This window comes from Acidiphilium sp. AL (genome assembly GCF_025499445.1).
Classification (GTDB): domain Bacteria; phylum Pseudomonadota; class Alphaproteobacteria; order Acetobacterales; family Acetobacteraceae; genus Acidiphilium; species Acidiphilium iwatense.
Map to the genome: position 1 here is coordinate 80,680 of NZ_JAIMBZ010000007.1, position 24,837 is coordinate 105,516.

The following is a 24,837-nucleotide window of genomic DNA, read 5'->3' on the forward strand; positions in this document are numbered from 1 at the left end:
TCGCCACCCTTGCTCATGGTATGCGGCCCAGGGTGAAGAATTCCGGGTTGGGGCGCATCGCGGTCATGTTGGCGAGGCGGTTGGACATCGCGAAAAAGGCGGCGATGGCGCCGATATCCCAGATGGCGTCGGCGTCGAAGCCATGGACGCGCAGCGCGGCGAAATCGGCCTCGGCGACCGCGTGCGAGGCGGTCGCCACCTTCATCGCATAGCCGAGCATCGCGGCCTGACGGGGCGCGAGACCGGCGCGGTCCGGGTTGACCGCGAGCCGGTCGGCGAGTTCCGGGTCTTTCGCGTAGAGGCGCAGGATCGCGCCATGGGCGATGACGCAATAGAGGCAGTGATTCGCCCCCGACGTCGCGACCACGATCATTTCGCGCTCTGCCTTGGTGAGGCCGCTATCGCGCAGCATCAGCGCGTCGTGATAGGCGAAAAAGGCGCGGAATTCGTCCGGCCGGTGGGCCAGCACAAGAAAAACATTCGGAACGAAGCCGGCTTTTTCCTGCACCGCGAGGATTTTTTCGCGGATGTCGTCCGGCAGGCCGGCGAGTTCGGGCACCGGAAAGCGGCTGATGGCGTTCGGCATCGGTTTCTCCTTGTCGCCACTGGGTGCACACCCTATGCATCGCGCGCCGGGCGGGGCGAGGCAAGATGGCGGCGCGGCGCCGATCGTTGCGGGATTGCTGAAAAACTTTGTGACCGGGCCGGGCGGCGATGCCCTTGCGGGCGGCGGCGGTTGCCGCTAGGCGCATCTCGGTGCGGTGCGTGGGCAAGGTTCATGCGGCCGGCATCGTGACCTTGAGGCGTTTGGGAGATTATCCTTGCGGCAACTGCGGTTGGCTCTGATGACCACGGCATGCCTCGGCGCGGCGCTGATCGCGCCAGCCGCGCTCCAGGCGCGCGCGGCGGCGCCCGCGGCGGCCGAAGCGCAAGCCGGCGGGCGGATCGCTGCGATCCAGGTGAGCGGCAACCAGCGGATCGATCCCAGCACCATCCGCTCCTACATCCTGCTCCGGCCGGGCGACCCGTTCAGCCAGCGCCGGATCAATCTCAGCCTCAAGACGCTCTATGCCACCGGCCTGTTCAAGACGGTCTCGATCACCCGCCAGGGCGATACCCTGATGGTGCAGGTGAAGGAAAATCCGGTCGTCAACCAGGTCTTTTTCCAGGGCAATTCGGTCGTCAAGGACAAGGCGATGCGGGGCGCGGTGTCGCTCAAGCCGGGTGCGGTGTTCACCCCGGCGGCGGCGGCGGCGGATACCAAGGCGATTCTCGCCCTCTACGCCAAGCGTGGCCATTACAGCGCGACGGTTTCGCCGGAAATCGTCAAGCTGCCGGAAAACCGGGTCAACGTGGTGTTCAAGTGCCATGACGGCGCGCAGACGCTGATCAGCCGGATCAACTTCATCGGCAACCACCGCTACGGCCCCGGCAAGCTGCGCGAGGTGATTTCCAGCCGGCAGAATGCCTGGTTCCGCTTCCTGTCCAGCTCCGACGAATACAATCCCGAGCGGGTCAAATACGACGAGGAACTGCTCCGCCGGTTCTACTACCATCACGGCTATGCCGATTTCCGCATCGTCAGCGCGACCGCGCAACTGGCGCCGGACCGCAAATCCTTCTACCTGACCTTCGTGATCGACGAGGGGCCGCGCTACCGGGTTTCCGCGGTCAAGGTCGTCTCCGCGCTGCGCAACCTGCCCGGCAAATCGCTGCTGCCGCTGGTGCCGATCGAGAAGGGCGATATTTTCGACGGTGACGCGCTGCGCACCGCGGTCAAGCAGATCTCCGACGACGTGCAGAACCGGGGCTTCGCTTTCGCCCAGGTCGAGCCGGACGTGAAGGAGAACCACAAGACTCATACGATCGCGCTCACCTTCCGGGTGATCGAGGGGCCGCGCGTCTATGTCCGCGACGTGTCGATCACCGGCAATACCCGCACCGAGGACCAGGTGATCCGCCGCGAGGTCGAGCTGGCGCCGGGCGATGCGTTCAACGAGCAGGCGGTCAAGGAATCCAGGCAGAATCTTGAAAACCTGGGCTTCTTCAAGAAGAAGGACATCACGATCAAGCCGACCCCGACCGGCTCGCCCGACGAGGTCAATCTCGATGTCGGCGTGCATGAGGAGGCGACCGGCGAATTCTCGCTCGGCGGCGGCTATTCGACCGATCTCGGCGCGCTCGCCAATATCGGCCTGTCGCAGAACAACTTCCTCGGCACCGGAATCAACGCCTCGATCAGCGCGCTGCTCGCGCAGAGGGGCACCCAGTTCAACCTCGGCGTGACCAACCCGTATTTCCTCGGGCGCAATCTGATCGCCGGCGTCGATCTGTTCCGCACCGACACCTACAACACCACGGCCTACGTGTTCAGCGAACGGTCGATCGGCGGCGACGTGCGGCTCGGCTTCCGCTACAACCACCATATCAGCCAGGCCTTCACCTATACCGTCTCGACCCGCAGCATCTACAACGTCATTTCCGGCGCCAGCCTCTACATCCTGAACGAGCAGGGCTCGTCCAGCCTGTCGCAGCTCGGCACCACCCTCACCTTCGACTATCGCAACAACCGGCTCGATCCGTCGAGCGGCGGGCTGCTCGCACTGTCCGGCGATTATGCGGGGCTCGGCGGCACCGCGAAGTTCCTCCGCCTGCAGGCGCGCGGCGCCTATTACATTCCGCTGCGCCGCTATCTCGGCAGCAAGGCGTGGGTGCTCGAATTCGACGGCCATGTCGGCGACCTGATCGACCTGTTCGGCTATCATTCGCTGATCGCCGACCGGTTCTTCCTCGGCGGCGACAGCCTGCTCGGCTTCCAGACCGGCGGCGCCGGCCCGCACGACACCACGTTCGGCGACAGCCTCGGCGGCAAGTTCATCTGGACCCAGGACACGGTGCTGCACTTCCCGCTGCCTGTCAGCCCCGATCTCGGCGTGTCCGGCTTCGCCTTCACCGATATCGGCAGCCTGTCCGGCGTCCGCCCGATCACCGTCAACGGCCAGACCCTCGGCATCTACGACAATCCGGCGCCGCGCATTTCGGTGGGCGTCGGGGTCGCGTGGAACACGCCGTTCGGCCTGATCGATCTTTCCTTTGCCCAGCCGATCAAGAAATATAAATACGATCAGGTCGAGCAATTCCGCGTTTCCTTCGGTACGAGGTTCTAACAGTGACACGCTTCGCTTCCACACGGCTCCTTCTGGCCCTTCCCGCGCTGGCGCTCGGACTGAGTGTTGCCCAGGCGCAGAATAGCGGCGGCCCCGGCTATTTCATCCCGCATCCGAAGCCCGCCGCGGTGCCGCACCCGGCACCCGAGCGCGCCGCGGCGCCGGCGCCAGCGCCGGCGCCGCAAGGCGTACAGGCCGGCCCCGCCGTGCCGCAGCAGAAACTGCCGCCGATTCCGCAACTGCCCGCGCTGCCGAAGGAAGCCGCCCCGCCGGCGGCGGTGATGGGCGTGCTCTCGGTGCCCCAGATCATGCAGGAATCGAGTGCGGCGCAGGGGGTCGAGAAGATCATCCTGGCGCGGCGCCAGGCGCTCGGCAAAGCCGCGCAGGCCGACCAGAAGAAATGGGAAGCCGAGCAGAAGGCGATCAACGCCGAGAAGACCAAACTCTCGAAACCCGCGCTCGCCACCAAGGAAAAGGTGCTGCAGAAGGAGATCGAGAAAGCCCAGGTCGATTTCCATAACCGCAACATCGCGATCGAGCTTTCCGCCCGTAAGGCGCTCGGCAAGATCGAGGCGACGCTGATCGCGGTGATCCGGCAGGTCGCGCAGGCGCATGGCATGAACCTCGTGCTGCACCGCTCGCAGGTCGCGCTCAACGTCAAGGGCTTCGACATTTCCAAGGAAGTCGCGAGCCACCTCAACAAGATCCTGCCCTCGGTCGCGGTGCCGCCCTCGGTCGTGCCGAAACTGGCGAATGCGCCGGCGCCCAAAAAGCCGTAAGGCTGGGCGTCGTGACTGACGCGGACGGCGCGGGACGACCAGGCGATCCGCGCTTCTTTCCCCGGCTCGGCCCGTTCGCCCTGGCCGAGATCGCGCGGGCGATCGGCGCGCCGGTGCCCGAGTCCGGTGCCGCGCGGCGGTTTCGCGGCATCGCGCCGCTGCAGAGCGCCGGGCCGGACGAGATCAGCTTTCTCGACAACAAGCGCTACGCGCCGCTGCTTGCCGCGACGCGCGCGGGGGCGGTGATCCTGCTCGCCGAATTCGCGGACAGGCTGCCCGCGGAGTGCATTGCCCTGCCGGTCGCTCAGCCCTATCTCGCCTGGGCACGGGCGGGCGGGCTGTTCCATCCGCCGCAAGCGGCGCTGCCGGGCCGGCATTCCACCGCGATCGTCGATTCTTCGGCGCGCGTCGATCCCTCCGCCGAAATCGGCCCCTATGCGGTGATCGGCCCGCGCGCCGAAATCGGGCCGCGCAGCGCGATCGGGGCGCATAGCGTGATCGGCCCGAGCGTGGTGATCGGCGCGGATTGCCGGATCGCGGCACAGGTGACCATCGGTTTCGCGCTGATCGGCGACCGGGTGACGATCCATCCCGGCGTGCGGATCGGCCAGGACGGGTTCGGCTTCGCGCCCTCGCCGGACGGGTTCGTTTCCGTCGCGCAGCTCGGCCGGGTGATCCTGGGCGACGATGTCGATATCGGCGCCAATACCACGATCGATCGCGGCTCGGCGCAGGATACCGTGATCGGCGCCGGTACGCGGATCGATAATCAGGTGCAGATCGCCCACAACGTGCGGACCGGCCGCAACTGCGTGATCGTCGCGCAGGTCGGGATTTCCGGCTCGACGGTGCTGGAGGATTTCGTGGTGATCGCCGGGCAGGCCGGGTTTTCCGGCCATCTCACCATCGGCAAGGGTGCCCGCATCGGCCCGCAGGCCGGGGTGATGAGCAACATTCCCGCCGGGGCGGAAATGCTCGGCAGCCCGGCCCAGCCGGCCAAGGCGTTTTTTCGCGAGATCGCCGCACTCCGGCGCTTTGCACGGCGCGGCGGAATGCGCCATTCTGGCGCCGCCGCCGATCAAGCGGCGGAACGCGACCCGGACGATCAATAAACGGCGGACCTCGGCGATGGACGGCAGCAGCACCGACAGCGTGGCGCAAGACACCGAAACGGGACGGACGGTCGATATCGCCGGCATCATGCACGCGATTCCGCACCGCTACCCGTTCCTGCTGATCGACCGGGTGGTCGAGCTGATCCCCAACGTCTCGGCGGTCGGGGTCAAGCATCTCTCGGTCAACGAACATTTCTTTCAGGGCCATTTTCCCGGCCACCCGGTGATGCCGGGCGTGCTGATCATCGAAAGCATGGCGCAGACCGCAGCCGTGCTGGTGGTGGAAACATTGGGGCCGAAAGAAGCCGGCAAGGTCGTCTATTTCATGTCGGTCGAAGGGGCGAAATTCCGCCGCCCGGTGGTGCCGGGCGACAGTCTGCGCATCCATGTCGTCAAGGAGCGCAATCGCGGCAATGTCTGGAAATTCCACGCGATCGCGCGGGTCGACGGCAGCGCCGTCGCCGAGGCGACCTATGCCGCGATGATCATGGACCGGCGAGCCGAAGCCCCATGATCCACCCATCCTCGGTGATCGCCCCCGGTGCCAGGCTCGGCGCCGGGGTTCGCGTCGGGCCGTTCTGCACGATCGGGCCCGACGCCGTGCTGGAAGACGGCGTCGATCTCGTCTCGCACGTGGTCGTCGACGGGCGCACCCGGATCGGCGCGGGAACGAAAATCTACCCCTTCGCCACCATCGGGCTGGCGCCGCAGGACCTCAAATACCAGGGCGAGGACACCGCGACCGAAATCGGCCCGCGCTGCACGATCCGCGAACATTGCACCATCCATCGCGGCACCGTCACCGGCAGCGGGATCACCCGGCTCGGCGCCGGCTGCCTGCTCATGGCGGTGGTCCACGTCGCCCATGACTGCGCGATCGGCGACAACGTGGTCATCGCCAACAACGTCGTCATGGGCGGCCATGTCGAGATCGCCGATCAGGCGATCATCGGCGGCTCGACCGCGATCCACCAGTTCGCGCGCATCGGCACCGGCGCCATGGTCGGCGGCGCCTCCGGCGTCGAAGCCGACGTCATCCCCTACGGCTCGGTCATCGGCAATCGCGCGCGGCTGCACGGCCTCAACATCATCGGCCTGCGGCGGCGCGGCCTCGACAAAACCGCCCAGCACCGGCTGCGCACCGCCTACCGCATCCTGTTCCAGTCCGACGGAAATTTCGCCGACCGGGTCGAACAGGTCCGCAGCGCCGCCGGCGACGACCCCTACATCGCCACCATCCTCGCCTTCATCGACGCACCCAGCAAACGCGGCCTCATCCGCCACACCACCCGCCACGCCGACGACCCCGAGACGTGACCACCGTGTCAGATCGCGGGGCTTTGTCCCGCACCCGACCAAGGGGCTTTGTCCCTTGGAACCCCACCAAAGGCAGAGCCTTTGGAATCCTAGAGTGGGATTTCCGCGCATGGGGGCACGAGACTGCGACGAGAGCACGAGCCCCCATGCGCGGAAATCCCAAATTCCTGGTTCTAAGGGCTAAGCCCTTAGCGGAGGTCCAGGAGGCGGAGCCTCCTGGCGGGGTATGGGGCAGCGCCCCATGACCGGATCGGGGCCGCTCGGCATTGTCGCGGGGGGTGGTCCGTTGCCGGGGCGGGTGGGGTTGGCGGCGCTTGCGGCGGGGCGGGAGGTGTTCGTGGTGGCGCTGGAGGGGTATGCCGAGCCTCAGGTGATCGGCGGGTTTCCGCATGAGGTGGTGCGGCTGGGGGCGGTGGGGGCGGCGATCGCCGCGTTGCGGCGTGCCGGGTGCGCGGAGATCGTGCTGGCCGGGCCGGTGAAGCGGCCCTCGCTGCTGGATTTGCGGCCGGACGCGGTCGGAGCGAAGCTGCTGGCGCGGATCGGGCGGGCGGCGTTTTCCGGGGATGACGGGTTTCTCGCGGCGATCGTGCGGGTTCTGGGCGAGGAGGGGTTTCGGGTTCTGGGCGCGCACGAGGTGTTGCGCGAGGCGCTGGCGCCGGAGGGGTTGCTGACGCGCGCGGCGCCGGACGCGACGGCGATGGCGGATATCGCGCGAGGGGTTGCGGTGGTGCGGGCCCTGGGGGTTGCGGATGTCGGCCAGGCTTGCGTGGTGCAGCAGGGGATCGTGCTGGCGGTCGAGGCGGTCGAGGGCACCGATGCGATGCTGGCGCGGGCACGCGGGTTGGCGCGGCCGGGTCCGGGCGGAGTTCTGGTCAAGCTGGTCAAGCCGGGGCAGGACCGCCGGGCCGATCTGCCGACGCTGGGGCCGGCGACGATCGCGGGGGCGCGGGATGCAGGATTGCGCGGCGTGGCATTCGAGGCGCAAGGGACCATATTGCTCGAACGTGTGCCGATGATCGAGGCGGCGGAGGCGGCCGGGGTGTTTCTGCTGGGGATCGACCCCGCGGCGCCGGATTGGGAATGAGGGAGACCGGAATGAGCAGCGAGTTTCAGTATCTTCACACCATGATCCGGGTGAACGACCTGGAGGAGAGCGTGGATTTCTACACCAGGATGCTGGGGATGAAGGAATTGCGCCGGAACGACGTGCCGGACGGCAAATATACCCTGGCGTTCGTCGGCTACGGCGACGAGAAATCGAACACCGTTCTGGAGCTGACCTATAATTACGGCACCGATCGCTACGACCAGGGCAATGCGTTCGGCCATCTCGCGCTCGGCGTGCCGGATATCAAGACGACGGTGGAAAAGTTGCGGGCGGGCGGCGTGAAAATCGCCCGCGAGCCCGGCCCGGTGAAGTTCGGCACCACGGTGATCGCCTTCATCGAGGACCCGAACGGTTACAAAATCGAACTGATCGAGCGGCATTGACAATGACTCGCCCCGACCCGGTTCCGCCGATCCCCGAGCGCAAGCCGCGCATGGCGCTGCGGTATCGCGCGCTGTCGGCCGGATTCGGCGCGGCGGAGGCGGTGCTTCCGCGCGACTGGCCGGGTTTGTCGGTGCGGGCAGTGGAGGCGAAAGCGGGCGTCGCGGTCGAGGGGGCGGCGCGCGAGGGGCTGGCGCGGCTGATCGAGGCGCTGGCGCGCGAGACGCGGCTTTCCTTGTTCGGGCGGATTTCGGTGCGCTACGATCTGACGCGGCTGGCGCGCAACCGGGCAACGATCGAGCTTATGCACGCGGAAAACGCCGCGATCGGCGCGGCGGCCGTGGCATCACCCTTGTTCATTCTCGGCCTGCCGCGTTCGGGCACCACGTTTCTGCACACGCTGCTCGCCCATGACCCGGACGTGATGGTGCCGCGCAACTGGCAGACTTTGTATCCCGCGCCGCGACCGCGCGATTTCGACCCGAGGCGGAGCGCGGCGGCACGGCGGACGGACCGGCAGCTCGCCACCTTCGCGGGGCTGGCGCCCGAGTTTCCGCTGGTGCATCCGATCCATGCCGACAGCCCGCAGGAATGCAGCGAGATCACCGCGCATGTGTTCCAGTCGCTGCGGTTCGACACGACGTTCCGGGTGCCGTCCTACCTCGCCTGGCTGGACGAGTTCGGCCATGACGATGCATTCGCCTTCCACAAGCGGTTCCTGCAGGCGATGCAATATGGGGTCGGCGCGAAATTCTGGGCGCTGAAATGCCCGGACCATACCTTCTCGATGGATGCGATCCTGCGGGTCTATCCCGATGCGCGGTTCGTGATCGTGCATCGCGATCCGGTGCATGTGTTCGCCTCGGTCGCGCATCTGACCGAGGTGCTGCGCCGGCCGTTCCTGCGCGAGACCGACCCGGCGGAGATCGGCGCGCAGGTGACGGCGCGCTGGATCGACGGCGCGCGGCGGCTGGTCGGATTCGACCGGCGCGCCGATATCGCGCCCGCGCGCAAGCTGCATATCCATTACGACGAACTGACCGCCGACCCGATGGCGGCGATCGCCACACTGTACCGCCGTTTCGGCGCGGTGCTGTCGCCGGAGGCCGAGGCGGCGATGCGCGGTTTCCTCGCCGCAAGGCCGCGCGGCGGCTATGGCCGCAACCGCTACCGGCTAGCCGATTTCGGGATCAATCCCGAGCGGCTGCGGCCGAAATTCGCGCCGTATATGGAGTATTTCGGGGTTAAGCCGCGCGCGAAGGGCAACACCGCGGCGATTTGAGGCGAGCCGCGCGGTCGCCGCACGCGGCTTGCGACGACCGCGCGAAGGTCAGCCCCAGGGCATTTTGGTGCCGGCCACCAGCCTGGTGGAAACATTGAGGCGATTGAAGACGTTGGTGGTCGCGATCCAGAGGAGCAGGCCCGCGAGCTGCCGCTCGTCATAGTGGGTCGCGGCCTCGTTCCAGATCTCGTCGGGCACCGGGTCGGCCCGGTCGGCGAGCCTGGTGACCGCCTCGGCGAGCGCCAGCGCGGCGCGCTCGGCCTCGGTGAAATAGGGCGTATCCCGCCAGGCGGCGACCGCGAACAGCCGCTCGTCGGATTCGCCGGCCTGCTTCGCGTGGCCGGCGCCGCCGGCGACGCAGTAGCTGCAGCCGTTGATCTGGCTGGCCCGAAGATGGACGAGATGGAGCGTCGTCCCCGGCACGCCGGTCTTGCCCACGGCGGCGAGCAGCACCTTGATGCCCTCCATCGCCTCGGGAATGACGATCGCCGGGTTTTTCATTCGTTCCTGCATGGTCTGTGTCCTTTCAAAACCGCAAAATCGACGACATCTTTCCCGGCCGGCCTGTCACATCGGCTGGGTTTCGTCCGTCATCGCCATGACGGACCATGAAGGGGGAATGTGACCGGTGGGTGAGAAGAATTGGCCGGCCGAACTGTTCGAGACCCATGGAAGCCGCCTGCTCGCGGTCGCCTACCGGATGCTCGGTTCGGCGGGCGACGCCGAGGATGCGGTCCAGGAGACCTGGTTGCGCCTGAACCGCGCCGGTCCGGGCGGCGTGGAAAATCCGGGGGGCTGGCTGACCACGGTGATCGCCCGCGTCTGCCTCGACATGCTGCGCGCGCGCAAGTCGCGGCGCGAGGAGCCGATGGATGCGCGCGTGCCCGAACCGGTGACCGAAAGGCGGGACGACCCCGACCACGATCTGCTTCTGGCCGACTCGGTCGGCGTCGCCCTGCTGGTGGTGCTCGGCAGGCTCGCTCCCGCCGAGCGGGTCGCCTTCGTGCTGCACGACATGTTCGACCTGCCGTTCGACCAGATCGCCGCCATCGTCGGACGGTCACCCGAGGCGGCGCGGCAGCTCGCCAGCCGGGCGCGCCGGCGCGTGCGTGGGGTGCAAGCGGCCGAAGATGTCGACCGCGCCCGGCAGCGCGCGATCGTCGATGCCTTCCTGGCCGCCGCGCGCGCCGGCGATTTCGCGGCGCTGCTTGCCGTGCTCGATCCCGATGTCGCGTTCCGGGCCGACCCTGTGGCGGTGCGGATGGGCGGGGCGCCGGAAATTCACGGCGCCGAGGCCGTCGCCAAGACGTTCAAGAGGCGCGCGCAGGGCGCCCGGCCGATTCTGGTGGACGGCGCCGTCGGGCTCCTCGTCGCTCCCGGCGGGCGGCTGCGCGTCCTGCTCCGCATGACGATCCGGGGCGACCGGATCGCCAGGATCGAAGCGATCGCCGATCCCGAACGGCTCGGCCGGATCGGTCTCACCGTTCTCGGCGATTGACGGGGCAGCCCGCCGGGCAGGGTTTAACTGCCGGAAATACCGCATATATGTAAAGCGGCCGCTGATTCACCGGAAAGGATATGAATCATGCAACGCGCCCGTTTTTCGATGATCGCCCTTTGCTTCGCCGTCGCGGCGTTCGCCACGATGCCGGCCAGCTTTGCGCAACCGGCGCCGGCCGCGCCGCCGGCCGCCGGCCAGCCCGCCGTGACCGGGCAAGTCCATGCAAGGAAAAGCGCGAACCCGAGCCGCTTCTATCTGCAGCGCCATGGCTGGTGGTATCTCGGCCCGGCCTTGTCGCTCAATCATGTGACCGGGCCGGTGCCGAGCTATTACAGCGCGTCATCCGACAACGGCGGACCCCAAGCGGAACTGGCGCCGCCGCCGCTTTTTGCCGGACCGCCGCCGGTATTCGCCGGGCCGCCGCCGATCGTGTCGTTCGGGATCAGGTTCAACGCCAAGTAATGCTGGATTTCCTTGAAACCGGCCGCTCCGGTGTGCCAGTCATTGCGGTCTCCGACCATGCTGGATTGCTTCCGCCTCACTGCGTTCGGCGTCGTAATGACGTTCGGAAGGCGGGTTGTGACCGAGGCGTGGCGTAATCTAGAGCGTGATGACTTTCAGTCGATCACGCTCTACTCTTTGTTTGGGCGAGCAATTTCATGGCTTTGTGGATCGCCGCGCGATTCCACTTAAGGCCATATTGCTCTAACGGCGCCGTTCGATTTCCACGCCGACCGCTTCGGCGTCGGGGAAGACGTCGAGTTTTTCGACCCGCACGCGGACGAGGGCGACGCGGCGATCGGCGAGGCAGAGTTCGGCGAGCCGCTCGGCCAGGGTTTCCACCAGCTGCACATGGCCGGCGACGATCAGCTCGCGCGCCGCGTTCACCAGATGTTCGTAATCGACCACCCTGGTCAGAACGTCGCGCCCGACCGCCTGGCGCGAGAGCGGGCGCGCGCCGTCATCGTCGACCGCGAGGTCGAGATTGACCCGGATGCGCTGGGTGCGGCCGTGCTCGTGCGCGTGAACGCCGATCCGCGCCTCCATGACCAGGTCGCGGACGAACATACGGCGGCGCGACAATGCCGCATCGGCGAGACGGGCGGTTTCCATCATGGGCCGCCTCTGCGCCGCAATCGGTTCCGGCGCAAGTATTCCGACGCGGATTTGCCACTTTGCCGCCACACGGGACGCCCTATATGCGAACGGCGGCGATCCGCCGCCATCATCATAGGGGGAATTTCTCCATGCGCCTTTCCACGCACAAGCTGCTGCCGATGACCGCGCTCGCGTTCTTGGCCTTCACCGGCGTCGCCATGGCCAAGGTGACCCCGCTTCATGCCAAGCTGAAACCGGCCGCGGGCGTGACATCCAAGGGCACCGGCACGGTGACCGGCCGCTACAACTCGAAGACGCATATGCTCTACTGGCACGTCACCTACAGCCATCTGTCCAGCAAGGTGACGGCGGCGCATTTCCACGGCCCGGCGAAACCGGGCGCCAATGGTCCGGTGCTGGTGCCGATCAGCGGCCCGCACGCCAGCCCGATCAACGGCAAGGCGAAAATCACGTCAGCCGAGGCGAAGACCATTCTCGGCGGCATGTCCTATGTGAACGTCCATACCGTGAAGGTTCCGGCCGGCGAGATCCGCGGCCAGGTGATGGAAGGGAAGTGATTCGGTCTTTTTGAGTCCTGGGTTGCTTCAGCCGCGTCCCGCTTGCGCGGGGCGCGGCTTCGCAATGACGATCTCTCGAACTTGAATCGGCCGGGTTCAGGCGGCTTTCGGGGTCCAGAGCGTGCACCAGCCTTTCGGGCTGATCGAGCCGGCCACCGCCTTGCAGGTGCCGTTCGCGGTCGCCGACGAACCGGGGACGAACAGTGCGCAGCCGTCGCATTGATGGCCGCCCTTCGGCTTGTCCTGATATTTCACCGAGGCTTTCGTCATCCCGGCGGCCTCGGCGGTGCGGGCGGCCACCATGCCGGCGGCGGCGAGGGCGGCGGAGATGCCGGCGGCTTTTTTCAGCAGCGCGCGGCGGCCATCGAATTTCCGGTCCTCGGTCATTGTGTTGCTCCTGTTGTTGCTGGTGATGGGGAGTTTAAGCACCGAAACATGGCGCTGTCGTGATCGTCACGAAGTTGTGATTTACGGAATCAGCACCGTGCTGCCGGTGGTGCGGCGCGCTTCCAGCGCTTCCTGCGCGGCGGCGGCCTCGGCGAGCGGAAAAGTCTGGTTCACCCTGATATTCACCGCCCCGCTCGCCACCACGGCGAACAAATCGTTGGCCACCGCGACCAGATCCTCGCGGCGGGCGGTATAGGTCGCGAGGGTGGGGCGGGTGAGGAACAGGCTGCCCTTGGCGGCCAGCATCCCGACCTCGACCGGCGGCACCGGGCCCGAGGCATTGCCGTAGCTCACCATCAGGCCGAGTGGCGCGAGGCAGTCGAGGCTCGGCAGGAACGTATCCTTGCCGACGCCGTCATAGACCACCGGCACCATCGCGCCGTCGGTGATGCGCCTGACCTCGGCGGCGAGATTCTGATGGCCGACCACCACGTGATCCGCCCCATGCGCGCGGGCGAGTTCCGCCTTCGCCTCGGTGGAGACCACGCCGATCACCCGGACGCCGAGATGCTTCGCCCATTGGCAGAGAATGAGCCCGACGCCGCCGGCGGCGGCGTGGACCAGCACGGTTTCGCCGCTTTGCACCCGGTAGGTCCGGCGGATCAGATATTGCGCGGTCATGCCCTGAAGCATCATCGCCGCACCGGTCGCGAAGTCGATCGAATCCGGCAGCTTGACCAGCCGGTCGGCGGCGATCACCCGCTCGGTCGCATAGGCGCCGATCGGGCCGCCGGCATAGGCGACGCGATCGCCCACCGCGACTTCGGTAACGCCTTCGCCCACCGCGCGCACCACGCCGGCGCCCTCGAGCCCGAGGATCGCCGGCAGATGCGGGATTTTGTAGAGGCCGGCACGAAAATAAATGTCGATATAGTTCAGCCCAACCGCCTCATGGTGGACCAGCGCCTCGCCCGATCCGGGCTCGGGCGTCGGCATGTCCTCCCAGCGCAAAACCTCGGGCCCGCCATGGGCGTGAATGCGAATCGCCTTGGTGCTCATGTTTGTCTCCACTATGCGACGCTTACACCGCGCCTTCGAGTTCGAGGAGCCGGCGTTTCATGTCCAGGCCCCAGCCGTCCCGGTCGCTGCCGGCGTAGCCGCCGAGCCCGTTCGCCGCACAGACGCGGTGACACGGGATCAGGATGGGAATCGGGTTGGCGCGGTTCGCCCCGCCTACCGCGCGGGCGCTGCCGCCGGCTTCGGACGCGACCGCGCCATAGGTTCGGATCTCGCCGCGCGGAATCCGGCGGAGACAGGCCCAGACACGGCGCTGATACGCGGTGCCCGCCGGGGCGAGCGGCAGATCGGCCGGCAGGACACCGCTCCTGAAATAGGCTTGCAGCGCCTCGGCGGCGCGGCGGAGCAGGGGGGTCGGCGCATCGTCCGCGCCGCTTTCCCAGTCGAGCGACACGATCGCGCCGCCAGCCTCGCGGAGCAGAATATCGCCGAACGCCGGATGATGGATCGAGATATGGGGCACGGAGCGGTCCTCGATTGAGGCTAGAAGCTGAGTCACTGAAGTCAACCCCGGCGCGCCCGGCGCTCGTGCCAGGTTTCCATCATTTTCAGGACCGCCGCCGCGGTTTCCTCGATCGAGCGGCGGGTGACGTTGACCGTCGGCCAGAAGCGCGAGGAGCAGAGCCGGCGCGCCCAGAGCAGTTCCTGGCCGACCGCCTCCTCGTCGATATAGGCGGCATCGTCGCGCTGGAACGCCGCCGCCGGCCCGGATGCCGCGCCGAGCAGGCTGAGCCGGTGGCGGCGGATTTCGATCAGCGGGGCGGCTTCGATGAACAGCCCGACCACCGGACAGGGCGGGTCGTTCAACTCGGGCGGCAGGGCGAGGCCGGGCACCAGGGGCACGTTCGCCGCCTTGATCCCGCGATTGGCGAGGTAGAACGAGGTCGGGGTTTTCGAGGAGCGGGACACGCCGACCAGGATTACATCCGCCTCGGCGAGGCCTCGGATCGCCTGACCGTCATCATGCGAGATGACGTAGTGCATCGCGTCGATCCGGCGGAAGTAATCGGCGTCGAGCACGTATTGCCGGCCCGGCGTCGGGCGGGTGGGCGCGCCGAATTCCTGCTGCAGCAGGTCGAACACCGGGTCGAGCATGTGCAGCACCTGCAGCCCCAGGCGCTGGCACGCCTGTTCCAGCTCGCCACGCAGCGCCCGGTCAACCAGGGTCGAGAGCACCGGGCCGCGTTCCGCCTCGATCCCTTCCAGAACCCGGTGCAATTGCAGCCGCGAGCGGATCAGGCTCCAGCGGTGCAGGTGAATCTCCGCCCCCTCGAACTGCGCGATGGCGGCGCGCGCGACCGCGTTCAGCGTATCGCCGGTGGCATCGGAGATCAGGTGGAGATTGAGCCGCTTGCCGGTCATCGCCGTCTCTATAGCGGGGATAACCGCGCCGCCGGAAGCCGCCGGTGTGAATCGCGGGGATAACCCGAACATGCCCGATCGCTGTGGATGGAATTGCCGGGGTGCGTCGCCAATTGTGGAAAAACTCCCAGTTTGACGTAGAATCAGTAGATTGTTCCAGGGAATTTCGTGTGGATAAGTTTGTGAATTGATGGTGGAGCGGCATGGATCCCCATAATCCACAGGGCCAGACAGCTTCACCATTCTTTTCTCTAGAACGATTTGAAGCTAGGCATGAGGCATGACGGGGAAAACGACGGACCGCGCGGTGCTTCGGGTGCTCGACGGCGAAGCGGTGTGGCCGCCGCCGGTATGGCTGATGCGCCAGGCCGGGCGCTATCTGCCGGAATATCGCAAGCTGCGGGCCTCGGCGGGAAATTTCATCGCCTTGTGTACCACGCCCGGTCTGGCCACCGAGGCGACGCTGCAGCCGGTGCGGCGGTTCGGGCTCGATGCGGCGATCCTGTTCAGCGATATCCTGATCCTGCCCTGGGCGCTCGGCCAGAAGCTGCGCTTCGCCGAGGGCGAGGGGCCGGTGCTCGGGCGGATCGAGAGTCTCGCCGATGTCGAGGCGCTCAAGCTCGACCGGCTCAAGCCGGGTACCGAGCCGGTGACGGAGACGGTGGCGCGGGTGCGCGCCGAACTGCCCGGCGAAACCGTGCTGATCGGGTTTGCGGGGGCACCGTTCACCGTTGCCTGTTATATGCTGGACGGGCGCGGCGGGGATTTTTCGCGCACCCGCTTGCTCGCCTATGCCGATCCGGCGCTGCTCGCCTCGGTGATCGAAATCGTCACCACCGCCACGGTCGATTATCTGTGCTGGCAGATCGAGGCCGGGGCGGATTGCGTCATGTTGTTCGATTCTTGGGCCGGGATGCTGCCGCCCGACCTGTTCCGCGCCCATGTGATCCATCCGACCGCGCGGATCGTCGAGGCGGTGCGCTACCGGCATCCGGGGGCACGGATCATCGGGTTTCCCCGCCTCGCCGGGCTGATGGCGCTGCCCTATATCGAGGAGACCATGGTTTCCGGGTTCGGGATGGATACCGCGACCGACGCGCCGGGCCTTGTTCGATTGCTGCCGCGCAAGGTCGCCCTTCAGGGCAATCTCGACCCGCTGCTGCTGCGCGCCGGCGGGGTTTCCCTCGACCAAGCCGCCGCGCGGATCGCCGGCGAGCTTGCCGGAATGCCGCATATTTTCAATCTGGGCCACGGCATCCTGCCCGATACCCCGCCGGAGCATGTCGCGGCGCTGGTCGAGCGCATCCGGACCCTCGAGAGACCGCAAGGCGGGGCATCCGCGCTGGAGGAATCGCGGCTCGCCGCCAGTTCGGTGTCATGAGCGGTGCCGGGCCGGCTTCGGACCGGCGCATCGCGATCGTTCTGTTCAACCTGGGCGGGCCGGATGGCCCGGAGGCGATCAAGCCGTTCCGGGTCAACCTGTTCTCCGATCCGGCGATCATCCGGGCGCCTTGGTTCATCCGGTTCTGGCTGGCACGGCGGATCGCCGCCGCGGCGCAGCAGAAGGCCGAGCAGGGTTATGCGCTGATGGGCGGCAAATCGCCGCTGCTGGAGCTGACCCGGCGTCAGGCGGATGCGCTGGAGGCAGGGCTGCCGGGGGTAAAATGCTTCGTCGCGATGCGCTACTGGCATCCGTTCGCGCGCGAGGCGGCCGAACAGGTCAAGGCTTGGAAACCGGAGCGGATTCTGCTGCTGCCGCTCTATCCGCAATTTTCCACCACCACGACCGGCAGTTCGCTCGCCGACTGGCACGAGGCGGCTGCGCGCGCCGGCCTGGTGGCGCCGACCACCACGCTGTGCTGCTGGCATGACGATGCCGGTTATGCGGCTTCGATCGCGGCGCTGGTTGCCGGAACCTTAGCAACGGCGCACGCCGAACGGCCAGGAGCAAAAATCCGGCTGCTGTTTTCGGCGCATGGGCTGCCGGAGAACATCGTTCGCGCGGGCGATCCGTATCAGGACCATGTGGAGCGGAGCGTCGCCGCGGTGATGGCGGCGCTGGGCCGGTCGCTGGGTGAGGCGATCGATCATCAGGTCTGCTATCAGTCGCGCGCGACGCCACAGCGCTGGATCGAGCCCTCGACCGAGCAGGCGCTCGCGCGGGCCGCCGCGGACGGGGTGGTGGCCGTGGTGGTGCCGATCGCCTTCGTCTCCGAGCATATCGAAACCCTGGTCGAGCTCGATGTCGATTATCGCGAGGTCGCGGAGACGCTGCATCTGCAAGGCTATTACCGGGTGCCCGCGCCGAACGACGACGCTTCGTTCATCGCGGCGCTCGCCGGAATCGCGCGGCGGGCGCTGGCGCAGGGCGACGGGCTGTGTTCGCATCGCGGCGGGCGGGCCTGCGATGCGCGCCACGGCGATTGCCCCTGGACCCGCTATCGGGCAGTTAACGCCGCATGATACGACCGTTCGACCTGATCGTTTTCGACTGCGACGGCGTGCTGATGGACAGCGAGATCGTCTCCGCCCGCGTGGTGGCCGAGGACATGACCGAGCACGGCATTCCCACCACGCCGGAGCAGGCGATGGCGCGGTTCGCCGGCGTCTCGCTGCGGACCATGAAGCCGATCATCGAAGCAGAGCGCGGGGCTGAACTGCCTTCGGGCTGGGGCGAGCGGATGGTGGCGAAGATCGCCACGGCGATGGCGCGCGAGGTGACCGAAATTCCCGGCGCGCGGGCGATTCTGGAGCGGCTGGATGCGCTGGGGATTCCCTGGCGCATCGCGTCCAATTCGGCCGATGCCGAGATGGACGCGAAATTCGCCCGCACCGGCTTTACCGTGCTGGTGCGCGGCCGCACTCACAGCGCGCCGCGCCTGTTCGCCACGGGCGGCAGACCGAAGCCGGCGCCGGACGTGTTTCTCGACGCGGCGCGGGCCGAGGGCGTGGCCCCCGGACGCTGCCTGGTGATCGAGGACAGCGTGACCGGAGTGACCGGGGCGGTAGCGGCCGGCATGACCTGCTACGGGTTTTTGCCCCATGGCGATGGCGCCGCGCTGCTCGCGGCGGGGGCCGCGCGGATTCTGCGCAGGCTCGATGATCTTGCGGCACTGGTGGCGCCGGAGCGGGTCGGGGCATGACCATTGCCGCCCTCGCGCCGTTTTATCGCTGGGAGCTGGCGTTCCACGTGATCTCGGTGATCGCCTGGATGGCGGCGTTGTTCTATCTGCCGCGCCTGTATGTGTATCACTGCCAGGTGGCACCCGGATCGGTGGAGTCGGCGCGGTTCAAGGTGATGGAGCGGCGCCTGCTCAAGCAGATCGCCCTGCCGGCGATGATCGGCGCCTGGGGGTTCGGCATTCTGCTGATCCTGACGCCGGGGGCGATTTCCTGGTCGGCGCCGTGGTGGCTGGTGAAATTCGGCGCGGTCATCCTGATGAGCGGGTTTCATGGCGCGCTGTCGAAATGGCGGCGGAATTTCGCGTCCGACCGGAACGTGAGATCGGAACGCTTCTACCGGATCGCCAACGAGATTCCGACCGTTCTCATGGTTATCATCGTGATCATGGTGGTGGTGAAGCCGTAGGAGCGATCGGGACCTTCCGGCCGATTGGTTGCTTCGCCTTCGGCGCGCAATGACGAATTTTATTATTATTTGCAACGGTTTGTCTGTTATGGCGTGGTCTTCATGCCGGCCGGTTCGCGCCGCGCGGCGCGGTTCGGGGCGTCGCCGAACAGCCTGACCCGCTCGCCGGCGATCAGGCCGGCATAACAGGCATCCTCGGTCGAAATCCCCTGGAGGAACGGCAGATTGTCGCGGGCATCGGCGAAATTCGGCCGGAAACATGCCATCAGGCCTGTCTCGAACGCGAGGCCGGGATATTGGCGCGGTGCTTCCAATTGCTGAAAGCCGAACCGTCGATACATCGGCATATGATGGGTTCGCACCGCGTTGAATACGACATCGGCGTCGGCGTGGAGGATCAGGTAGCCCGCTATTCTGAACAGGGCGAAGACGATGGCGAAATCCTTGGCGTAGGCCGGCGAACGGACCAGCCTGCCGATTTCCGCGGCGCGCGGCCTTCTGCCGTTCGGCCGCAGGGCGGCCATCGTCGCCTTAATCTCGTCGCTGAAAATTTCCATCGCCGGCAGTTTGCGGTCACCGGAATCGGCGCTGGCCGGATCGTGCACCGTGATCCTGACCGTGGCGGCGGGAATGCCCTGTTTAAAGACGATCGCGGTTCGGTTATTGGCCTGGGCGTCATAGGAATCGGAATATGATCCGCCCGGACGATCGCCAATATAGTCATAGGACCGATAGCCCTCGTAGCGGAGCTGATAGGCGATGTTGGAGAGACGTTGGCCAAGAGCGAGTTGCGCTTCGAGAACATCGGCGTCAGGCCTGAAATTCTTGACGCTGATTCCCCGCTGGGGATGTGCCACGAAATTGTAACCATCCATTGACTCGCTCCACCGCCGGTTGCACGATGGCGGTATGATAATCTGAATTGTATAGAAGAACAGAAATATAGCGTATCTTAATTTGTATTGTTCCAAAACAGGAAGAGTGGTTGGACTAACAACCGATGCAACTTTTCGATTTCATCGCAAATCTTGGGATACCGTCCATAAAACGCAAGGAAATGCCTGCGGATATCCGGCGGCAAATTGCCATGGCGCAAATGGATTTGCGGGCCCGGCTTGCGCCCCGCATGGCGGTTACCGGCGCTGTCGTCGCCCTGGCATTGTCCTGGAGTTTCTGGAATCACGGAGATTCGCCGCTGATGCGCATCGCCTTCGGTGGCGTTTTCGCGAGCTATTTTACCTTGATCCTGACCACGAGGCTCTGGTGGCTGGAGCAAAACAGGATTCAGCGGTTCGGGCTGTTTCAGCTTGTATTCTGCTGCATTCCCGCCTTGATCGGGATTTCCTGGTCACTGGTCCTGATCGAGGGGCTGGGTCACGCCGATCTGGTGCAGACCAGCACCCTCTACGCGCTGGCGGTCGGGCTGATGTCGGCGCCGGCGTTCACCGGCCCGGCGGTCTATGCGCTGGCGCTGTGGATTCCGATCACCGTCGGTTCGCTGATCGCTTTGCTGGTCGACAGCCCGACGCCGCCGGTGCCGAGCCTGGTCGGATTGTTCAGCTACGCTTTTCTCACCTTCACCTCGATCCTGTCGGTAAACCGCGACACGATCGACCGTGAACTCAAGCGGATCGAGGCGCAGCTTCAGAGCGAGGTGATCGGGCTGCTGCTGCGCGATTTCGAGGAAGGCTCCAGCGATTGGCTGTGGGAAACCGACGCCTCGCTCGGCGTGGCGCGGCCCTCCGCCCGGTTCGCCGAGGTCGCGGGCAAGACGCTCGAACAGATGACGTCAATGTCGCTGACCGGTTTTCTCCGCGAGCACGGGAGCGCGCCCGATGACGGGGCCGCCGATGCGCTGATCGGCCAGATCGGCCGGTTCGAGCCGTTTCGCGACCGCAGGGTGGCGCTCCGCCTCGGCGGCGAGCTGCGCTGGTGGTCGCTGACCGGCAAGCCGGTGTTCGGCGCGGACGGGCGGTTCGCCGGCTATCGCGGCGTGGGTTCCGACGTCACCGAATATCGGCGGGCGGAGCAGAAGATCGCCTTCATCGCGAACCACGACAGCCTGACCGGGTTCGCCAACCGGCTGAGCTTCGACGATGCGCTGAAAACGGTCTGCGCCGATCCGGGGCCGAAGGGGGCAGCGCTGCTCTGCCTCGATCTCGACCATTTCAAGACGGTGAACGATTCCTTCGGCCATAAGATGGGGGATATCCTGCTGGTCGCGGTGGCGAAACGCGTCGCCGGCAGCATCAGGACAGCCGATCTGGCGTTCCGGCTCGGCGGCGACGAATTCGCGGTGATCCTGCCGGCGAGCGAGCGCGGCGAGGCGATGGCGGTCGCCGAACGGATCGTGGCGCGGCTCGCGAGTCCGTTCCAGTGCAACGGCATCAGCGTCAGGATCGGCGCCTGCGTCGGCATCGCCGAGATCGGTATCGCCGGTGCCGTGGCGGACGAGGTGCACCACGAAGCCGATCTCGCGCTCTACCGGGCCAAGACCGAAGGCCGCGCCACCTACCGCCTGTTCGACCCCGAGCGGGACAAGCACGCCGAACTGGCGCAGGAACTCAATTTCGAGATGAACAACGCGCTCGACGACCGGGCGTTCCTGCTCGACTATCAGCCGATCGCAGCACTCGATACCGGGCGGATCACCTCGGTCGAGGCGCTGATCCGCTGGAATCATCCGCGCTACGGCGTGCTCGGCCCGGACCGGTTCGTCGCCATCGCCGAACAGAGCGGCGCGATCATCCCGATCGGTGCGCGGGCGATCGACATGGCCTGCGCCTTTGCCGCGACCCTGCCCGAGCCGGTCGCGGTTTCGGTCAATCTGTCCCCGGTTCAGCTGCACGATCCGGCGCTGATCGCGAAAATCGCGGCGGCGCTCGCGCGCAACCGCGTGCGGCCGGAGCGGATCGAATTCGAGCTGACCGAGACCACCCTGCTCGACATGAGTGCGCACATCGTCGCCATATTGCGCGAGATCAAGGCGCTCGGCTGCCGGCTCGGGCTCGACGATTTCGGCTCGGGCTATTCCTCGGTCGCGACGCTGTATTATTTCCAGTTCGACACGCTCAAGATCGACCGATCCTTGCTCCTCGACGCCGCGAACGATCCGCGCCGCCGGAAAATCCTGGGCAATATCGTCCGGCTGGCGAAGGATATCGGCCTCGCGGTGACCGGCGAAGGGGCCGAGACCGAGGAGCATATGGCCCTGCTGCGCGCGCTCGGCTTCGACAATGCCCAGGGGTTCAAGGTTTGCCCGCCGCTGAGGGATGCCGAGATGCTGGAATGGCTCGCCGCGCCGCCTTCGCTGGATTGCTTCGCCTTCGGTTCGCAATGACAGGCCGGTTGGGCAGGTTCCGGTGCTACCAGACCGGGGGCAACAGGCGATACCGGACCTGCTTCCGATACTCCGCATAGCCGGGCAGGTTTTTGGCCAGGAAATTTTCCTCGTCGAGCAGGCGCCAGACCAGAGCGGGCAGCATCGCGCCGATGACGAGCAGCCCCCACCACGAGCCGAGTGCGATCGGGATGCCGAGAAGCATGACGAGGGCTCCGGCGTACATCGGGTGGCGGACCAGTGCGTAGGGGCCGGTCGATATCACTGTCTGGTCGGGGGCGAGCTCGATGGTCGCGGACGTGAAGCTGTTTTCCCGGAACACGGCCAGGACGGCGAGAAAGCCGAGCACGACGAGCAAGTCTCCCGCGAGCGCGAGAGCGGGCGGCACGCGGGACCATCCGAACCGATGATCGAGCGCGGGGACGACGACGAGGCTGATAAATCCCAGTGAGGTGAGGGACATGATGATTTTCTGCGCCGGCTCCCTTTCGGCGAACGGGCCGCCGCGTATCCGGCGCGCCAGAAGCGCCGGGTCGGTTTTCATCACGTAGAGGGTGATCGCGAAGGACGAGGCGAAATAGACCGCGAGGAACACCCAGGCCTGCCAGTAATCGAATGTCCAGGCCGGGACGAACACCAGCGCCGCCATGACGACGATGACGACCCATAGCGAGAGGAATGCCTTCGTGTTCTGGCTGGTCATGCCGGGAGGGTAGCACACCCTCGACGCATTGCGATGCGGCGCCAGTTGTTGAGACGGCCGGACATGGTTTCGATCTTGTGCCGCCGGCGATGGAGGGTTGCGTCGTATTCGGGCTTGATCTTGCGGTTTCGGCGGGGACGATGCGTTTGCGAAATCACGCGGCGATTTCGTAGCCGCGCCTGAGCGTATCGTAGATGGCGGCAGCGGTCGCTTCCTCGCCCTTTCCGGCGGACTCGATGAGGTCGTAGCGTGAAATGATATCCACCGGCTGTTCGTGCGCGAAGCGACAGGTGATCTCAAGGTAACGGGCGATAAGTTCTCGGGGCCGCCCATCCGCCGTTTGGTCGAGAATGGAAGCGCGCTCCTTGCACATCTTCGGCAGATCGGCGGTGAAGGCGCTGCCATCCGCCGGCATCTTGACGGATCGGAACGGCAAGCCACCCCGCACGTCGATCCATTGCAATGCCGCCTTCTCGAAGCTGACATCGGTGAACCCGGCAAATTCCGGCTTTCCCTTGCGCACACAGTCTTCAGGATCGTAGGCACCCCGGAACGTCAGATCCTGGAACGCGCCCTCGAACCGGCAGCTCACGAACCCGCTGCACGCGAAATCCACCCCGCTCAGCTTCTTGAACACGAAAGAACAGTTGATGAAATGCGGATCGCCAAAGACCGTCTTCGTCAGCTTCACGTTCTCGAAATGGCAGTTGACGTAGCGGGACTGATATTCGCCCCTGGCGCTGCCGCTGGTATCGAACCCGATCGCTCCGACCTGCCATTCGCCTCGGTGGAACCGGCAATTGGTGAAGGTGGAGCCGTAGTCTCCAAAATTGTTCATGTCGACATAGTCGAAGACGCAATCCTGAAAAACGGAATGTTCGGCGTTCGTCTCGGCGAGCGAAGCGGCGGTGAAATCGCATGACCTGAACACGGCATGGTCCAATCGCATTTTTCGCCGGGCTGTGGGGGGCATATCGTAAGCCCGCGTAGATCGAACAGCCCGTCCTCGGTCTTGCCGAAGGGCTGGGTTCGCAGCGCCTCGTCCGGCTCGATCCCGGTCCAGCGCTCGCGCCACGCGGTGAACTGCTTCGGGGAATAGCGCTTGGGAGGGCGGGAGGGTGAAAGATCGGTCATGAGACTCACGGCAATGGCAGAATATCGTCGATGATCGGCAGGTCCGGCTGTTCCGGCAAGATGGCGGTGTCCGGCGGTGGCCCTTGCGGGGACACGGGAGCGATCCTGGGCGGCGGCATCGGCGGCTGCGGATCGATCGTCTTGCCGCCGGTGTCCAGGTGCATGAGGTCATCGCCGTATTTCAGCCGATGTGCCGGCAACTGGCCCTCGGTGGTCATGTCGTACTGGTCGCCGGTCTCCTTATCGATGAAGTCCGGCCTCTTGTTCGGCTTGCCGGTGACCCGTTCCTTCAAATCATCATCTTTTTGAACTTGCTTTCGTGCCTCCTTGTCGATCTGGGAGCCGCGAAACCGGGGTCTTGCCCGTTCGTCGTTTTTGATGGCGTCCAATTGTCGTTTTGTATAAGCTTGATCGCCCATTTCATCGATTTTTCGCGCTGAATTGGCCGTGTGATCCTGGAGGCGCCGGAAAACCTGCTCACGGGTCAAGAGGGCATGCTGGGGCGTGGTCGTATCCGCCGCCAGAACGACCGCTGGCGCCGGCGCTCCGCCCATCCCGATCAGCACGGTGGGCAGGCCGCCGACGATCACCCCGCCATGGGCGGTCTGATCGCCCATCCGCGCCGCCGGCATCCCGTTGATCAGCACGGTGGGCGAGCCCATCACGATCATATCGGGCGGTCCGACGCAGGTGACCAGATCGCTCACCCTTGCCGCCGGCAGACCGCCGATCAGCACGGTCGGAGACCCCTTGACGATCGGCCCGCCGACATGCGGCACCGGCCCGTCGCTCTCCGGGCAGGTGTGCAGGTCCGTCATCCGCGCCGCGGGTTTCTCGCCGGCCATCACCCCCGGATAACATCGGGACGGGCGACGAAAAGCCGGCGGCTGCATTTTTCGCTTGCGCTATTGACTATTTT

Annotated in this window: 28 protein-coding genes; 17 read left to right on the plus strand and 11 right to left on the minus strand. The window is 66.2% G+C overall.

The annotated features are described in order from the left end of the window. Positions 1-13 precede the first annotated feature (13 nt). The gene (locus AiwAL_RS07195; protein ID WP_235703569.1) at positions 14-586 is read right to left on the minus strand and encodes a peroxidase-related enzyme; all 573 of its coding nucleotides are present in this window, start codon (positions 584-586) and stop codon (positions 14-16) included. On the opposite strand from AiwAL_RS07195, the gene AiwAL_RS07200 reads away from it, so the two are divergent. The 9 genes from AiwAL_RS07200 (at position 573) to AiwAL_RS07240 (ending at position 9,149) form a co-directional block, all read left to right on the plus strand. Beyond that, positions 573-746 carry a hypothetical protein gene (locus tag AiwAL_RS07200; RefSeq protein WP_262312418.1) on the plus strand — a complete coding sequence of 58 codons (174 nt, stop codon included), beginning with the start codon at positions 573-575 and terminating at the stop codon, positions 744-746. The two genes, AiwAL_RS07195 and AiwAL_RS07200, sit on opposite strands and share 14 nt — an antisense overlap. Before the next feature lie 99 nt (positions 747-845). Then, positions 846-3,167, plus strand: coding sequence for an outer membrane protein assembly factor BamA (bamA, locus tag AiwAL_RS07205; protein WP_235703567.1), 2,322 nt, complete (start codon positions 846-848; stop codon positions 3,165-3,167). A 2-nt stretch (positions 3,168-3,169) separates the two neighbouring features. After that, the gene (locus AiwAL_RS07210; RefSeq protein ID WP_235703566.1) at positions 3,170-3,946 is read left to right on the plus strand and encodes an OmpH family outer membrane protein; all 777 of its coding nucleotides are present in this window, start codon (positions 3,170-3,172) and stop codon (positions 3,944-3,946) included. 11 nt (positions 3,947-3,957) lie between these two features. After that, a complete protein-coding gene (gene lpxD / locus AiwAL_RS07215) occupies positions 3,958-5,058 on the plus strand; it encodes a UDP-3-O-(3-hydroxymyristoyl)glucosamine N-acyltransferase (RefSeq protein ID WP_235703565.1) in 1,101 nt (366 codons plus the stop codon). A gap of 16 nt (positions 5,059-5,074) precedes the next feature. Then, complete coding sequence (gene fabZ, locus AiwAL_RS07220; protein ID WP_235703564.1) at positions 5,075-5,575, plus strand: 3-hydroxyacyl-ACP dehydratase FabZ; 501 nt, start codon at positions 5,075-5,077, stop codon at positions 5,573-5,575. Then, a complete protein-coding gene (gene lpxA, locus AiwAL_RS07225; protein ID WP_235703563.1) occupies positions 5,572-6,378 on the plus strand; it encodes an acyl-ACP--UDP-N-acetylglucosamine O-acyltransferase in 807 nt (268 codons plus the stop codon). Before fabZ ends, lpxA begins: the two co-directional genes overlap by 4 nt. Positions 6,379-6,619: 241 nt before the next feature. Next, positions 6,620-7,462, plus strand: coding sequence for an LpxI family protein (locus AiwAL_RS07230; protein ID WP_235703562.1), 843 nt, complete (start codon positions 6,620-6,622; stop codon positions 7,460-7,462). 11 nt (positions 7,463-7,473) lie between these two features. Continuing rightward, positions 7,474-7,869 (plus strand): lactoylglutathione lyase, encoded by a 396-nt coding sequence (gene gloA / locus AiwAL_RS07235; RefSeq protein ID WP_235703561.1) that lies wholly within the window; start codon positions 7,474-7,476, stop codon positions 7,867-7,869. 2 nt (positions 7,870-7,871) lie between these two features. After that, entirely contained in the window at positions 7,872-9,149 is a 1,278-nt protein-coding gene (locus tag AiwAL_RS07240) for a sulfotransferase (RefSeq protein WP_235703560.1), read from the plus strand. A gap of 48 nt (positions 9,150-9,197) precedes the next feature. On the opposite strand, the gene AiwAL_RS07245 is transcribed toward AiwAL_RS07240, so the two are convergent. Continuing rightward, entirely contained in the window at positions 9,198-9,662 is a 465-nt protein-coding gene (locus tag AiwAL_RS07245; protein WP_235703559.1) for a carboxymuconolactone decarboxylase family protein, read from the minus strand. A 115-nt stretch (positions 9,663-9,777) separates the two neighbouring features. On the opposite strand from AiwAL_RS07245, the gene AiwAL_RS07250 reads away from it, so the two are divergent. Both AiwAL_RS07250 and AiwAL_RS07255 read left to right on the plus strand, forming a co-directional pair. After that, entirely contained in the window at positions 9,778-10,647 is an 870-nt protein-coding gene (locus tag AiwAL_RS07250) for a sigma-70 family RNA polymerase sigma factor (RefSeq protein WP_262312419.1), read from the plus strand. Positions 10,648-10,734: 87 nt separating this feature from the next. Further along, positions 10,735-11,112, plus strand: a complete 378-nt coding sequence (locus AiwAL_RS07255) for a hypothetical protein (RefSeq protein WP_262312420.1) — start codon at positions 10,735-10,737, stop codon at positions 11,110-11,112. Positions 11,113-11,355: 243 nt separating this feature from the next. Here AiwAL_RS07255 and folB read toward each other — a convergent pair whose 3' ends face one another. Then, a complete protein-coding gene (gene folB / locus AiwAL_RS07260; protein ID WP_407932527.1) occupies positions 11,356-11,763 on the minus strand; it encodes a dihydroneopterin aldolase in 408 nt (135 codons plus the stop codon). A gap of 134 nt (positions 11,764-11,897) precedes the next feature. On the opposite strand from folB, the gene AiwAL_RS07265 reads away from it, so the two are divergent. Continuing rightward, on the plus strand, positions 11,898-12,326 hold the full coding sequence (locus AiwAL_RS07265; RefSeq protein WP_262312421.1) for a CHRD domain-containing protein: 429 nt from the start codon (positions 11,898-11,900) through the stop codon (positions 12,324-12,326). A gap of 96 nt (positions 12,327-12,422) precedes the next feature. Here the strand turns inward: AiwAL_RS07265 and AiwAL_RS07270 are convergent, their stop codons facing one another. The 4 genes from AiwAL_RS07270 to AiwAL_RS07285 form a co-directional block, all read right to left on the minus strand. Then, a complete protein-coding gene (locus AiwAL_RS07270; protein ID WP_235703554.1) occupies positions 12,423-12,713 on the minus strand; it encodes a high-potential iron-sulfur protein in 291 nt (96 codons plus the stop codon). 81 nt (positions 12,714-12,794) lie between these two features. Beyond that, the gene (locus AiwAL_RS07275) at positions 12,795-13,772 is read right to left on the minus strand and encodes a quinone oxidoreductase (protein WP_262312422.1); all 978 of its coding nucleotides are present in this window, start codon (positions 13,770-13,772) and stop codon (positions 12,795-12,797) included. A 22-nt stretch (positions 13,773-13,794) separates the two neighbouring features. Then, positions 13,795-14,253 carry a methylated-DNA--[protein]-cysteine S-methyltransferase gene (locus AiwAL_RS07280; protein ID WP_235703552.1) on the minus strand — a complete coding sequence of 153 codons (459 nt, stop codon included), beginning with the start codon at positions 14,251-14,253 and terminating at the stop codon, positions 13,795-13,797. A gap of 41 nt (positions 14,254-14,294) precedes the next feature. Continuing rightward, positions 14,295-15,152: a pyruvate, water dikinase regulatory protein gene (locus AiwAL_RS07285; protein WP_235703638.1), complete on the minus strand. Its 858-nt coding sequence runs from the start codon at positions 15,150-15,152 to the stop codon at positions 14,295-14,297. 280 nt (positions 15,153-15,432) lie between these two features. On the opposite strand from AiwAL_RS07285, the gene hemE reads away from it, so the two are divergent. The 4 genes from hemE to hemJ are packed head-to-tail and all read left to right on the plus strand — an operon-like array spanning position 15,433 to position 18,741. After that, entirely contained in the window at positions 15,433-16,533 is a 1,101-nt protein-coding gene (hemE, locus tag AiwAL_RS07290; RefSeq protein WP_262312423.1) for a uroporphyrinogen decarboxylase, read from the plus strand. Then, positions 16,530-17,615: a ferrochelatase gene (gene hemH, locus AiwAL_RS07295; protein ID WP_262312424.1), complete on the plus strand. Its 1,086-nt coding sequence runs from the start codon at positions 16,530-16,532 to the stop codon at positions 17,613-17,615. Before hemE ends, hemH begins: the two co-directional genes overlap by 4 nt. After that, positions 17,612-18,295 carry an HAD family phosphatase gene (locus tag AiwAL_RS07300; protein WP_235703549.1) on the plus strand — a complete coding sequence of 228 codons (684 nt, stop codon included), beginning with the start codon at positions 17,612-17,614 and terminating at the stop codon, positions 18,293-18,295. Before hemH ends, AiwAL_RS07300 begins: the two co-directional genes overlap by 4 nt. Continuing rightward, entirely contained in the window at positions 18,292-18,741 is a 450-nt protein-coding gene (gene hemJ, locus AiwAL_RS07305; protein WP_262312425.1) for a protoporphyrinogen oxidase HemJ, read from the plus strand. The genes AiwAL_RS07300 and hemJ overlap by 4 nt, the downstream gene beginning before the upstream one ends. Before the next feature lie 86 nt (positions 18,742-18,827). Here the strand turns inward: hemJ and AiwAL_RS07310 are convergent, their stop codons facing one another. Continuing rightward, the gene (locus AiwAL_RS07310) at positions 18,828-19,616 is read right to left on the minus strand and encodes an N-acyl amino acid synthase FeeM domain-containing protein (RefSeq protein ID WP_235703547.1); all 789 of its coding nucleotides are present in this window, start codon (positions 19,614-19,616) and stop codon (positions 18,828-18,830) included. Between the two features lie 212 nt (positions 19,617-19,828). Between AiwAL_RS07310 and AiwAL_RS07315 the strand changes: the two genes are divergently transcribed. Continuing rightward, positions 19,829-22,081 (plus strand): bifunctional diguanylate cyclase/phosphodiesterase, encoded by a 2,253-nt coding sequence (locus tag AiwAL_RS07315; RefSeq protein WP_262312426.1) that lies wholly within the window; start codon positions 19,829-19,831, stop codon positions 22,079-22,081. 25 nt (positions 22,082-22,106) lie between these two features. Here AiwAL_RS07315 and AiwAL_RS07320 read toward each other — a convergent pair whose 3' ends face one another. From AiwAL_RS07320 to AiwAL_RS07330, 3 genes are all read right to left on the minus strand, one after another. After that, entirely contained in the window at positions 22,107-22,784 is a 678-nt protein-coding gene (locus tag AiwAL_RS07320; RefSeq protein WP_262312427.1) for an isoprenylcysteine carboxylmethyltransferase family protein, read from the minus strand. 154 nt (positions 22,785-22,938) lie between these two features. Beyond that, a complete protein-coding gene (locus AiwAL_RS07325; protein ID WP_262312428.1) occupies positions 22,939-23,715 on the minus strand; it encodes a pentapeptide repeat-containing protein in 777 nt (258 codons plus the stop codon). A 208-nt stretch (positions 23,716-23,923) separates the two neighbouring features. After that, entirely contained in the window at positions 23,924-24,763 is an 840-nt protein-coding gene (locus tag AiwAL_RS07330; protein ID WP_262312429.1) for a PAAR domain-containing protein, read from the minus strand. Positions 24,764-24,837: the final 74 nt, after the last annotated feature.

Coding starts and splice junctions, on each gene's coding strand:
- AiwAL_RS07200 (WP_262312418.1), top strand. CDS start 573: ATGGCGTTCGGCATCGGTTTCTCCTTGTCGCCACTGGGTGCACACCCT.
- AiwAL_RS07195 (WP_235703569.1), bottom strand. CDS start 586: ATGCCGAACGCCATCAGCCGCTTTCCGGTGCCCGAACTCGCCGGCCTG.
- bamA (WP_235703567.1), top strand. CDS start 846: ATGACCACGGCATGCCTCGGCGCGGCGCTGATCGCGCCAGCCGCGCTC.
- fabZ (WP_235703564.1), top strand. CDS start 5,075: ATGGACGGCAGCAGCACCGACAGCGTGGCGCAAGACACCGAAACGGGA.
- lpxA (WP_235703563.1), top strand. CDS start 5,572: ATGATCCACCCATCCTCGGTGATCGCCCCCGGTGCCAGGCTCGGCGCC.
- AiwAL_RS07230 (WP_235703562.1), top strand. CDS start 6,620: ATGACCGGATCGGGGCCGCTCGGCATTGTCGCGGGGGGTGGTCCGTTG.
- gloA (WP_235703561.1), top strand. CDS start 7,474: ATGAGCAGCGAGTTTCAGTATCTTCACACCATGATCCGGGTGAACGAC.
- AiwAL_RS07240 (WP_235703560.1), top strand. CDS start 7,872: ATGACTCGCCCCGACCCGGTTCCGCCGATCCCCGAGCGCAAGCCGCGC.
- AiwAL_RS07245 (WP_235703559.1), bottom strand. CDS start 9,662: ATGCAGGAACGAATGAAAAACCCGGCGATCGTCATTCCCGAGGCGATG.
- AiwAL_RS07255 (WP_262312420.1), top strand. CDS start 10,735: ATGCAACGCGCCCGTTTTTCGATGATCGCCCTTTGCTTCGCCGTCGCG.
- folB (WP_407932527.1), bottom strand. CDS start 11,763: ATGGAAACCGCCCGTCTCGCCGATGCGGCATTGTCGCGCCGCCGTATG.
- AiwAL_RS07265 (WP_262312421.1), top strand. CDS start 11,898: ATGCGCCTTTCCACGCACAAGCTGCTGCCGATGACCGCGCTCGCGTTC.
- AiwAL_RS07270 (WP_235703554.1), bottom strand. CDS start 12,713: ATGACCGAGGACCGGAAATTCGATGGCCGCCGCGCGCTGCTGAAAAAA.
- AiwAL_RS07275 (WP_262312422.1), bottom strand. CDS start 13,772: ATGAGCACCAAGGCGATTCGCATTCACGCCCATGGCGGGCCCGAGGTT.
- AiwAL_RS07285 (WP_235703638.1), bottom strand. CDS start 15,152: ATGACCGGCAAGCGGCTCAATCTCCACCTGATCTCCGATGCCACCGGC.
- hemE (WP_262312423.1), top strand. CDS start 15,433: ATGACGGGGAAAACGACGGACCGCGCGGTGCTTCGGGTGCTCGACGGC.
- hemH (WP_262312424.1), top strand. CDS start 16,530: ATGAGCGGTGCCGGGCCGGCTTCGGACCGGCGCATCGCGATCGTTCTG.
- AiwAL_RS07300 (WP_235703549.1), top strand. CDS start 17,612: ATGATACGACCGTTCGACCTGATCGTTTTCGACTGCGACGGCGTGCTG.
- hemJ (WP_262312425.1), top strand. CDS start 18,292: ATGACCATTGCCGCCCTCGCGCCGTTTTATCGCTGGGAGCTGGCGTTC.
- AiwAL_RS07310 (WP_235703547.1), bottom strand. CDS start 19,616: ATGGATGGTTACAATTTCGTGGCACATCCCCAGCGGGGAATCAGCGTC.
- AiwAL_RS07315 (WP_262312426.1), top strand. CDS start 19,829: ATGGCGCAAATGGATTTGCGGGCCCGGCTTGCGCCCCGCATGGCGGTT.
- AiwAL_RS07320 (WP_262312427.1), bottom strand. CDS start 22,784: ATGACCAGCCAGAACACGAAGGCATTCCTCTCGCTATGGGTCGTCATC.
- AiwAL_RS07330 (WP_262312429.1), bottom strand. CDS start 24,763: ATGGCCGGCGAGAAACCCGCGGCGCGGATGACGGACCTGCACACCTGC.